The organism is Paenibacillus planticolens (genome assembly GCF_013141725.1).
Lineage (GTDB): Bacteria > Bacillota > Bacilli > Paenibacillales > NBRC-103111 > Paenibacillus_E > Paenibacillus_E planticolens.
In genome coordinates this window covers 1-10,580 of the sequence record NZ_WHNZ01000073.1, presented here as the reverse complement: position 1 = coordinate 10,580, position 10,580 = coordinate 1, and the positions used below count along the sequence as shown (strand labels likewise).

The 10,580-nt window shown below is 47.3% G+C and carries 10 protein-coding genes, 8 tRNA genes and 1 rRNA gene; 16 read left to right on the top strand and 3 right to left on the bottom strand.

Annotated elements, in window-relative coordinates:
* Positions 1–18 precede the first annotated feature (18 nt).
* The 11 genes from GC097_RS28980 (at position 19) to GC097_RS28930 (ending at position 2,332) form a co-directional block, all read left to right on the top strand.
* A tRNA-Leu gene (locus GC097_RS28980) sits at positions 19–98 on the top strand.
* Between the two features lie 37 nt (positions 99–135).
* Positions 136–207, top strand: a tRNA-Gly gene (locus tag GC097_RS28975).
* A gap of 4 nt (positions 208–211) precedes the next feature.
* Positions 212–282: transfer RNA gene (locus GC097_RS28970), tRNA-Cys, on the top strand.
* 14 nt (positions 283–296) lie between these two features.
* Positions 297–382 (top strand) — tRNA-Leu (locus GC097_RS28965).
* A 20-nt stretch (positions 383–402) separates the two neighbouring features.
* Positions 403–479: transfer RNA gene (locus tag GC097_RS28960), tRNA-Arg, on the top strand.
* Between the two features lie 5 nt (positions 480–484).
* Positions 485–563, top strand: a tRNA-Leu gene (locus GC097_RS28955).
* A gap of 6 nt (positions 564–569) precedes the next feature.
* A tRNA-Pro gene (locus tag GC097_RS28950) sits at positions 570–643 on the top strand.
* A 12-nt stretch (positions 644–655) separates the two neighbouring features.
* Positions 656–726, top strand: a tRNA-Gly gene (locus GC097_RS28945).
* Between the two features lie 268 nt (positions 727–994).
* Positions 995–1,414, top strand: coding sequence for a site-specific DNA-methyltransferase (locus GC097_RS28940; RefSeq protein ID WP_171686752.1), 420 nt, complete (start codon positions 995–997; stop codon positions 1,412–1,414).
* Positions 1,306–2,082, top strand: a complete 777-nt coding sequence (locus GC097_RS28935) for a DNA methyltransferase (RefSeq protein ID WP_376768434.1) — start codon at positions 1,306–1,308, stop codon at positions 2,080–2,082. Before GC097_RS28940 ends, GC097_RS28935 begins: the two co-directional genes overlap by 109 nt.
* Positions 2,083–2,140: 58 nt before the next feature.
* Positions 2,141–2,332: a hypothetical protein gene (locus GC097_RS28930; protein WP_171686750.1), complete on the top strand. Its 192-nt coding sequence runs from the start codon at positions 2,141–2,143 to the stop codon at positions 2,330–2,332.
* A 62-nt stretch (positions 2,333–2,394) separates the two neighbouring features.
* Here GC097_RS28930 and GC097_RS28925 read toward each other — a convergent pair whose 3' ends face one another.
* Positions 2,395–5,307: an MMPL family transporter gene (locus GC097_RS28925; RefSeq protein ID WP_171686749.1), complete on the bottom strand. Its 2,913-nt coding sequence runs from the start codon at positions 5,305–5,307 to the stop codon at positions 2,395–2,397.
* 276 nt (positions 5,308–5,583) lie between these two features.
* Here GC097_RS28925 and GC097_RS28920 point away from each other — a divergent pair, with 276 nt between their 5' ends.
* The 3 genes from GC097_RS28920 to GC097_RS28910 all read left to right on the top strand — a co-directional run bounded on the left by GC097_RS28920 (position 5,584) and on the right by GC097_RS28910 (position 7,404).
* Positions 5,584–6,162 (top strand): TetR/AcrR family transcriptional regulator, encoded by a 579-nt coding sequence (locus GC097_RS28920; RefSeq protein ID WP_171686748.1) that lies wholly within the window; start codon positions 5,584–5,586, stop codon positions 6,160–6,162.
* Positions 6,163–6,279: 117 nt separating this feature from the next.
* The gene (locus GC097_RS28915; protein WP_171686753.1) at positions 6,280–6,696 is read left to right on the top strand and encodes a HEAT repeat domain-containing protein; all 417 of its coding nucleotides are present in this window, start codon (positions 6,280–6,282) and stop codon (positions 6,694–6,696) included.
* Between the two features lie 75 nt (positions 6,697–6,771).
* Entirely contained in the window at positions 6,772–7,404 is a 633-nt protein-coding gene (locus GC097_RS28910) for a spore coat protein (RefSeq protein ID WP_171686747.1), read from the top strand.
* Positions 7,405–7,453: 49 nt separating this feature from the next.
* Here GC097_RS28910 and GC097_RS28905 read toward each other — a convergent pair whose 3' ends face one another.
* Together GC097_RS28905 and GC097_RS28900 are read right to left on the bottom strand one after the other, a co-directional pair.
* The gene (locus tag GC097_RS28905; protein WP_171686746.1) at positions 7,454–8,203 is read right to left on the bottom strand and encodes a YqcI/YcgG family protein; all 750 of its coding nucleotides are present in this window, start codon (positions 8,201–8,203) and stop codon (positions 7,454–7,456) included.
* Positions 8,204–8,265: 62 nt separating this feature from the next.
* A complete protein-coding gene (locus tag GC097_RS28900) occupies positions 8,266–8,853 on the bottom strand; it encodes a DUF1989 domain-containing protein (RefSeq protein WP_312875744.1) in 588 nt (195 codons plus the stop codon).
* A gap of 176 nt (positions 8,854–9,029) precedes the next feature.
* On the opposite strand from GC097_RS28900, the gene GC097_RS28895 reads away from it, so the two are divergent.
* On the top strand, positions 9,030–10,103 hold the full coding sequence (locus GC097_RS28895) for an FUSC family protein (RefSeq protein ID WP_171686744.1): 1,074 nt from the start codon (positions 9,030–9,032) through the stop codon (positions 10,101–10,103).
* A 407-nt stretch (positions 10,104–10,510) separates the two neighbouring features.
* A 16S ribosomal RNA gene (locus tag GC097_RS28890) occupies positions 10,511–10,580 on the top strand; the annotation flags it as partial.

The following is a 10,580-nucleotide window of genomic DNA, read 5'->3' as shown; positions in this document are numbered from 1 at the left end:
TTGCCTTTTGTACAATATGCGCGTATGGCGGAATTGGCAGACGCACTAGACTTAGGATCTAGCGGGCGACCGTGGGGGTTCAAGTCCCTCTACGCGCATGATCCCCATAATCATTTGGGGGACCCCAATTTATATGCGGAAGTGGCTCAGGGGTAGAGCATCGCCTTGCCAAGGCGAGGGTCGCGGGTTCGAATCCCGTCTTCCGCTTTTTGGCGCTATAGCCAAGTGGTAAGGCAGAGCTCTGCAAAAGCTTTACCCCCAGTTCGAATCTGGGTAGCGCCTTCTGCCTTAAGTAAGCCGGAGTGGCGGAATCGGCAGACGCACAGGACTTAAAATCCTGCGATAGGTGACTATCGTACCGGTTCAAGTCCGGTCTTCGGCATTATTACATCAATTTCATACGCGCCCTTAGCTCAGCTGGATAGAGTATTTGACTACGAATCAAAAGGTCGGGAGTTCGAATCTCTCAGGGCGCGCCACATATGCCGGCGTGGCGGAATGGCAGACGCGCTCGACTCAAAATCGAGTTCTCACGAGTGGAGGTTCGAGTCCTCTCGCCGGTATCTTTTCGGGACGTAGCTCAGCTTGGTAGAGCACCTGCTTTGGGAGCAGGGGGTCGCATGTTCAAATCGTGTCGTCCCGACTTTTATATTATGCGGGTGTAGTTCAATGGTAGAACTTCAGCCTTCCAAGCTGGTAGCGTGGGTTCGATTCCCATCACCCGCTTAAAAAAGAGATCACCTTCGGGTGGTCTTTTTTGTTTTAGTAGTCCCTTCCCCCGTCCACTGAGAGAAAGCCACCTTCGGGTGGCTCTTTGTTTTTCAAACGACAAATTTTATCAATTTTTTATCATTTTCGACAGATTTCCCGTATACGCTATGAGTTCTTGTAAGGTATCATTTACTTCAAACTTGAAACCCACCTGTATCTAGTCGGTGCTGTTCTCAATTGGGGGGAGCATATGACCATTTACCATGGCGATAACCTAGAGGTAATGAAAAAATTGATTCATAGCGGCTACGCGGGCAGTTTTGATATGATCTACTTGGATGGACCGTTTAACTCGGGACGCATTTTTACGATGCAGGTTCAGGGAACCGATGTAGAGTTGGCAAACCCTTGGCAGGAGCTGAAAAGTATACACTTTTATGAGAAGCCGGAGCTGTATTTAGCGGATTATAAGGCCAGAATCGAGCTGGCTAGAAAGCTTTTAAGTGATAGAGGCGTACTAGTTTTGCAGATCTCGCAGAAAGAGGGCCACTATCTGAAGGTGCTTCTGGATACGTTTTTCATAGAGATCACTTTATATGTGAAGTCATCTGGAAAATCACAGAGAATCCCTATTCATACCGATGTCAGTTTGGCTTATCGCATGAATCTCTTTTTTTCTATGGGAAGACTGCGCATTATATGAAAAAAGACGGACTCCTGATCCCGTCCATTTGGGACGATGTTGGATTTTATGATGAGTTTGGGCAAGAAGACGCTTTGTACCCTTCACAAAAGCCCCAGAAGCTGATGCGGAGGATCTTGGAAGCTACAACAAGCGAGAGAGATCTGATCGGTGATTTTTATTGCGGAAGCGGCAGTATGGCTGTGGCAGCGGAACTAATGGGACGCAGGTGGGTAGCTAGTGACTGTAATGTGCATGCAGTAGAACTTACCAAGCGCCGACTTGCCACCTTAGGTTTTCAATCTCCAATTATCAAAACGAATCAACAAATAAGGTTGGATTGCAACAGCATGTGGGCAGTTCCTCTTATCAACGAAAATGGCATCCAGGCCGCACGAACGATAAAAATCCCGTTTCCTACACTTGCTGTTCGCCACGGAACATTTGTATTGGAGCATGTGGATTGGAGATTATGGGCTCTGTACAATGTACCGCATGTAACGATGCATAATGGTAGACATGCTTTTGAGTGGGAAAGAATACAAGAGCGGGTGGATGCATTGCTATCTCTGCCAAAAGAGAGTTTCATTCAGGAAAGCCTCTATGAAAGCAGCGGGACCCATGTGCGAGATATTTTTGGACGCAGTCATCATTTTCAAATAAGGACAAAGACAAATAGACAAGCATAGGCGAATATACATATACGGATTCATCAAAAGTTGGTAATCAACTAGGAGGTGTCTCGGTATGATTTTTTGGTTAATCGCCGTAGTTATTATTGTAATTGTTGTGTTGATTGTCATGAGCGGGAACAAGAGAAGAGCGGTTGTGTCAACGGAAGCGAAAACACATAAGGAGTGCTCTTACTGCAATGAGGAAATCGAAATGGATGCGACAGTTTGCAAGTACTGCAGGGGAGTTGTTGTAAATTCAAACTAGAGCGCTAGATATAAATCCATACGTCAAAAGCCTGGGGCGATCACGCCCCAGGCTTTTGAGTATTAATGCTGTGTTGCAGGTTCCACGGAAGGAGCATTTTTCTCCGCCACGGTGGAAGGCTTGCGTGAGAAGGGCCACCAATTGGCTTCCCCGAAGAGGACAGCCAAGGAAGGGACGATCAGTCCCATGAACACGGTTGTGTAGATGGCCAAGCCAATCGTAATGCCGGCGCCGAGCTGCAAAAGCGTGTGCACGCCGGAGAACATGAGCGCAGCGAAGGTACCGCCCATAATAAGCGCGGCCGACATGATGACGCCGCCTGTTGTCGTCATCGCTTTGCCCATCGCTTCGATAATGCGGCCCGGGCGATATTCTTCTTTGAATCTCGCCATGAGGAAGATGCTGTAGTCCACTCCCAGTGCGACGATGATCAAGAAAACGAAGAACGATACGGTCCAGGATAAACCGTCGAAGCCGAAGAGCTTCACAAAAATAAATTCCACAATGCCCATCGTAACCAAGTAGTTAAAAACAAGTGATAGCAAAATATACAAAGGCATGAGCAGGGAACGAAGCAGTAGAGCCAGCACTAGGTAAATCCCAATTAGCACGAATGCTCCTGTACGATAAAAGTCATGCTGCGAGATGCTGTCTAACTCGTGATAATTCGCCGTTTGTCCAGCCAGTTTAATGTCTGCCTTCGAAAGGACGGTGCCATGTAAGCTGCCGGTGATGGCATTTTTTATTTCATCCATTTTCCCCATGGCTTCTTTGGAGTATGGATTGATGGCAAGAACGACTTCGAGTTTGGCAATTTTACCGTCCTCAGACATGTAGAACTCTAAGGACTTCTTGAAACCGGCTTGCTCCAGTACTTCTTTGGGCAAGTTCCAGCCAGCGATCTGTTTGGAGCTGTTGTCGGCGATCCCTTTTTGGGCTTCGACAACCTGATGAATGCCATCCGATACTTTGGTCAGCGCGCTAGTGCCCTCACCAAGGCCGGAAGAAAACTGGCCGAGTCCCGTTTCGAGCTGCTGAATGCCGCCGCTGATTTGCTTTTGTCCGTCGGCCAATTGTCCGATGCCGGTTGTTAGCTGGTTAACGGAAGGCACCAGCTGCGCAAGCCCCTTAGCTAAAGGCTGCAAGCCGGCTTCCGTTTGCACTAAACCGCCAGTTAATCCTTGTTGTTTACCGACTAAGGTCTGATACGTAACACTTTTCGCAAGTTCAGGATATTCTTGAACGAGTTTAGATAAATCATCCCCCATCGAAGCGGAGGTTCCCTGTAATTGGCCGGATGCTTTTACCAACTGCTGCACCCCTTGCTCCGATTGGGAAATTCCTCCCGATACCTGCTTCAGTCCGCCTTGCACCTCGGTAAGCTTCTTTGCAATTTCCTCGGCGCCTTGCGTTAATTTCGTAACATCGCCGGCTTGGGTTTCTAGTTGGGACTGCGCTTTTTTGAAGCCGTCGTTGACCTGGTCGATTCCCGAGCCCAGCTCCGTCAACCCTTTGTTCGTTTGTTCCAATTGATTCGGAACGGTCAGCTCAGTGAGCTGTTTGCCAAGTGGCCTGGCGGCGCTTCGCACTTCTTTGACGTTGGCGATTTGGCTTGCTGCTTGGCTCGCTTTCTCAAGCGCGGCTAATCCTTCCGGTGTTTTCATCGAACTGGATGAGGTGATGGCTACCGTTGTAGGCAGCACCTCGCCGCTGCTGAATTTGGCTTCAACTTCTCTGAAGCCTTTGACAGCGCTAATGCCCGGATTGATTTCGGCCAGATCATCGAACGAGCGATTCCCTTGGAAGAGGAAGATGAAGGGAGTCAGCACAAGCATACAAACAAGCAATACGGCAACCGGCCTCTTAGCGGATAAACGAGCCATAGCTCCCCATAGCTTCGAGTCGCCGTGTGCGGCGCCGGATTTCACTTTTACCGGCCAATACATCGCTGGACCGAGGATTAGCATCAGTGCCGGGGTCAACGTGACCGCCGCCAGTAAAGTGACCGCCATGCCTATAGCGACGCCAACGGCAGATTGATATAAGCCGAATTTGGCGAAGCCGATCAAAAAGAAGGCGATGAACACTGTGCTTCCGGAGAAGAGAACGGTTTTACCTACCGTTTGGGTCGTGCGCAGCAGCGCGGTTACCCGGTCGGTTGTTTTGGACAATTCTTCACGGAAACGGTGAATCAGCAGGATGCAATAATCCGTTCCGGCGCCAAACAGTACAGCAATCAGGAATGTCTCTGTAAAAGAGGAGACTGGCATTCCGGCTTTCGTGGATAAAGCGACTAACCCGCGCGTGAGAATAAACGCAACCCCAATGGTAAGCAAAGGAATAAAAGGGGCAATCGGGGAGCGGAATACAAACAAGAGTATTCCCAAGACTAGGACGAGCGTGAGAACCTCTGTCTTTTTCAATCCCTCATTGGTCGAAGTCGTATAGTCCATGAAAATGGGAGCACTGCCTGTAAACTCAACAGTTACTCCATTTGGCGGCGAGTTGAACTTCTCCTTGAGCAGCTTTACACTGTCCGCAGTGGAAGCCTGCTGAACCTGAAGGGGAAACTCGACAATCACAAGTTCCGTCGTTCCATCGCTGCTTATAAATTTTTGCGCGAGCGAAGGGTCGTCGAAGGCGGAGAGGACAGTGACGATGCCGAGCGCATCTTGTTCTTTTTTAAGAGCGGCAATCCTGCCTTTGACCCAATTTTGATCTTGATCGGTGAGCTTGCTTTCCCGCTGCACAACGACGATGGCGTTCGATTTCGATTTTCGATCAGGGTCCATCTTCTCCAGGATGGCTTGAGCCTGCGCGGACTGCGCATCCGTTGGCAGGAACTTCGATTCGGTCTGTCTGACGATTTGACCCAGGTCAGGCAGTACAAACACCGAGCCTACCGCAATGGCCAGCCAAAGAACTAAAATAAGCCATTTTGTTTTTGCTAACGCTTTGATCCATTTTTCAATCATCTCGGTATACCCTCCTATCGTTCTCTAAAAACGTATCTGTTTGTAGTTATAACTGAAATATGACCTTCGGTCAAGAAAATTTTTAAACCGATAGTCATTATTTTAAAATAAATAAACAAGCTTAAAATAAAGGAATCAATTTTATATAAATTGGATAAATAATAGATACTCATAAATTATTGAACTACGGGTCATTTTATAGATTGAACAAACCTGGCGTTTCCACTATACTTGTTAAATACAGCGTAAACACTAGCAGTAAACGGAGATGAACCTATGAACCGTGAGGAAAAAAAGCGAGCCACGCGCAAAAAGATTCTAGATACAGCACTTGAACTATTTGCGGAGCAAGGTTACGAAGCGACAACGGTTCACCTAATAACGGAGCGAGCCGGTGTTGCGAAGGGAACGTTTTTTAACTATTTTGCCAGTAAAGAAGAAGTGCTCTGCGATATCCAAACATTCTGGGCAGCGACTGAGTTCGTTAAGTTGAAAGATAAAAGCGGACCGATTCTCCCTCATTTACGGGAATTCCTAATAGAATTAGTAAGGCTTGTCCCCTATACAAGACAGCTGGCCCGTGCCTTATTTCAAAGCAACTTAAGCAACGAAAAATCTCTATCCAATCAGCTGCAAATACTGGAAGAGCTAAAATTAGTGATTATTCCTCTTATAGAAGAAGCACAGAAGCGAGGGGAGTTCGCGACCGTCTTTCCTGCAGAAATGATCGCGGATCAAGCTATTCAAACGTATATGGGCGTATTAATTTGTTGGGGGATGGGGAGAGGCGAAGAGAAGCTCAACACGCAGATGGCCGTTAGTTTCGAGCTGTTCTTTCGAGCTTTGCAGCCGTGAATCCCGCCTATTGGCGCTTCGCTCCAAAAAAGTGTAACATCATTGTAGTAAAAAACATGCGCAAATTGCAGCAGCCGAAGGAGCTTGAGCCAGTTGAACGTAGAACTAAACGATGAAATGCCAGCCAATTTTGATGAATTAAAAAAATCCGCGAACCGGACATCCAATTGGAGAGAACGTCTGGATGCTGTTGAACAGTTAGGTCAGTGGAACGATCAACAGAGCATAAATATTCTGACTCGTATTCTGACGAGCGATGCCGTATATCCCATTCAAGAGGCGGCCTACCGCAAGCTGCGGGCATTTGGCGAAGATGTCCAATTGCCGCCGCGGAAGAGGGGCGATTTGGTCAAAGGGGCAGGCAAGGTATTTGTCCGCATCAAGAAGAGTTTGCCGGAAGGCCATACTTATGAAGAATTCAAAGAAAAGCTGCAGAAAACGAGAAGCGACGTGTACGATACGTACGAAGGCGACAAAGGAGCCGACTTTGATCAGTGGCTTGAAACCACTTGGGCTTCCCTGCTGTTGAAGTAGACGGAACGTATAATTTTCGCCATTCCAGCTCATATTATCGAAGTTACCAATCCACCTATTAAAGGAGACTTCGAGATGCAGCAGCAAACACCATTAAACAATATGAATCAAATGGCGCCTAACATGAATCATGGAGGGCATGAGCTATTTGATTTGCACGAAGTGTTAGCCTGTGCCATCAATGTACTGGACCAATGCATGATTTTCAGACAGTTTGTCCAAGATCCCGAGCTTCTGGACATTCTGGATCATCAGTACAGCTTTACCCTGTACCACTACAACTTAACGGCAGAGTGCTTTACTACTGGCCAAAAGCCGAGCAATGAGACGCAGACTTACATGATCCGAAACCTGTCTCAGCCGATCTATGGAATCAAGCCGACTCAGCCCAAAAAGCCGAATCAATCGCTGGCTGATGTAAAGGACGCTGGTATCAGCGCGCATATGCTGGGGCTTATCAAAACGCATGCATCGCTCTTGACGATGACTTCCGTTGAGGTGACGAACCCTGCTGTGCGTCGCGTGCTGGCTTCACAAGTACAGAATTTTATCGAGATGGCGTATGAAATTTTCTTGTATCAAAACAGAAATGCCTACTACCAGGTTCCACAGCTCGGGACCGCCGATATGCAGAAAATGCTGAATACGTTTGTCCCGGCACAAGGCATGCCGCAAATGCCCCCAAACAACCAGGCAACGATTCATTAATTGACGAAAAACCAGCTTTGGTCGCTCAGACTTTAGCTGGTTTTTTTCGTTACATTTTTTTCATCGCCATAGATGCAAAAGGGCATTTAGGAGCCACACTCACATCGTCACGCAGGAAATATTGCTCCCACTCCAGATTATCGGATTGACCGTACCATTTGAGCGAGGGATGGGCCGGAACACCGTCGTACTCGACTAGTTTTTGGCGGATTTGTTTTTTCATATTGCGTCCAAACGCCGTTGAATCATTGATTTCTTCGAAAACCCATCGAGGCTGAAAAGTAATGAGGAAATAAGGCGTCCACCGGCTTCGGCGAACATGATGGGCAGGCGTCCCGCAAAAGGCGAAATAGGGATGGCCACTATAGCAGAATTCCCAGGCATGATGAGACGGATCTTGAGGAATATGTGCGGGCCAGGGCACCTGATCTTTGGCGCTTACTCTGCTCAAAACGGACCAGAAGATCTGCTCGTAATCTTCCACGGTGAAGCTGGCCGTCAGTTCTTCCGGTGTTTCAAAAAATATAACAAGCGAAGCATATTTGCCGGTATCCCGGGAGCATTCGCCGTACTGATGCAGCAGCTGCGCAACTTGTTCAATCGCTTCTTCGGATCGAGGCTCATCTGCGAATCCGAAACGCAAACTATCGGCGAGAAAACCCTGTCTCCCTGGTATGCAGGGGTACATCCGGTCCTCGTCTGCAATCATATGACCGAACTTGCGAAAGGCATCCTGCTGCCAAGCAGGCAGCTCAGTTAAATGATGATCCAGCCAACTCTTGGATTTCAAAAGAACCATAACCAAACCCTCCTTCATCCATTCGGAGCATATTATGCGGAGAAGAAGAGTTGGGTGAATGCCTACATAATTTCTACGTCAATAGGTGTGCACTTGAATCCGTTGCAGGCGCTCTCCGAGCAGGGACAAGCTGAGACGGCTACGATTAAATCCATTTCCGCTCGAAGCTCAACATAATTCCCGGCCTTCGATAGCGGCCTTTCTACCGTGATTTCCCCAGATGGGTGAATGACGGTATTCATAAATAAATTGACGGGATAGTGCTGGTCGGGGGCAGGTATTGCGAATTCGGCAACGGCCTGATTCAGGTTATGATAGCAGCTTGCATGATCTTTTTTATTGTAAAGAACCTCATACATTTCGCTGCGGCAGGCGGGATTAATGAAATCGTGCTGACCCACCTGATCGGTTACTATCGTTAGCATGGGCTTGTAGGTATTGGTATACAGCGTGTCTCCTGGCTTCACTTTCAATTTATGCAAGGCATCCATCGTAACTCCCGGATCCAGTCGTTCTCTAAAGTCGTTTTCATGATAGGCCACAAAGTCCGCAACCTGCTCGCCGTCCACGTCGGTTACTCGAACCACTTGTCCTTTGCTGAGCCTGAATCCAAGCCCTTGCGTGGGCGGAATTCGCCATTTTTGTTTGATCATAAGTCGCCTCCAGACGGGATATGGAAATTACTTTAACAGTATGGCTTCACGAATAGATTGCCATGCAGGCTGCCTGGAACAATCCAGGCAAGTCGATACAGCGGTTATTTTGCATCAACCCCTTTACCTGTGTAAGATAATAGTGAATCAATATTTTGGATGAGGGGGATTTCATGGTTTTCGGTGCGCGTGTTTGGAAGACGGGTATCGCTGTTGCTTTGGCCTTATATATCAGTGCCTGGCTAAATTTTACTCCTCCTGTGATTGCCGCTGTTGCTGCCATTTTCGCTATGCAGCCTTCGATCTACCGATCGTGGCGTTATTTTCTGGAGCAGCTGCAGACGAATATTCTTGGTGCGGCGTTAGCGCTGCTGGCTGGTATGTTTTTCTCGAATAATGTTATTGCTATTGGAATCGTTTGTATTATTGTCATCATCATCAGTCTTAGAATGCGAATGGAAGAAACGATAGGCCTTACTTTGGTTACCGTTGTAGCGGTGATGGAGGCTTCCGGGGAATGGGAGTTCGCGCTCAACCGGCTGCTGCTGAGTTTAATAGGTATCGGCTGTGCCTTCGTCGTGAATATTTTTTTCTTTCCGCCCAAGCCCAAAGAGCAATTCGCCGCACAGATCCAAACTATTTTCAGCAAAATGTCGCTGCTCCTTCGCACCGTAATCTCTAATGAAATGAAGGAAACCGTGTTTCGCGAGGAAAAAGAAAGCCTGCGCAGCAGCCTGAAATCCTTGTCGGACAAGTACAGGCTCATGGAAGAAGAGATTAAAAAGCTCAAAGGAAAAGGCAATGGCTTTAGTCGCATTCGCGAGCTTGTTGTATATAAGCAAAAATTGCTAGTTATGTATAAAGGGCTTGAAGTTCTTGAAGCCGTAGATGAGCATTACTTTCAGGCTTCCCGGACGGAAGCGATTGATGAGTATTTCGATCAACATATGGAGAAATTAATAAAGTTCCACGAACATGTTCTGTTAAAATTCGATGACAAACTAAAAGATGATCTCACGGAAGGCTTGGAAATGGAAGCGGAGAATGAGCGTTTCATGACTGTTCTTATCGACCGCTATATGAAACAGCCCGATGGATTGCTGCGGTTGTCCATTGTCGCGGCGGCTATGTATGATTATGGTCACCAGGTGGCCCGTCTGGATAGACTTGTCGAGCATGATAATCGCGGTGAAAATGAGGATAGAGAACCACTAGAAATATTGATTAAAAGTATCAGGTTAAAATAGTTCATAGTGAAAACCCGTTGAGCCTCACAGCTTTCAGATAATATCTGGCGCTAGGGGGTTCTTTTCATAAAAATTAGTGTGAGGGTTGCATTCCAAAATCCTATGTGCTATATTATGATTCTTGTTCCAAACGGGACGAGCGCAAGCGGTGATTAAGATCTGAACGTGTTGAATATCTTCACGAATGGATGAGAAAATAAAAGCTTGCAATTGAAAAACAGATATGGTATATTACTTCTCGCTGCTTCGGTAACACGGCAGTGAGTGAAAGAAATTGATCTTTGAAAACTGAACAACGAGTGAGTAAGCACAGTCGAGTAATCGACTATAAATGAGATTGCAAAATCTCGCTAGCAAGTCAATTGAGCAAGTCAGCTTTCAAATATTCGGACGAGCAATCGTTCACTATTATGGAGAGTTTGATCCTGGCTCAGGACGAACGCTGGCGGCGTGCCTAATACATGCAAGTCGAGCGGA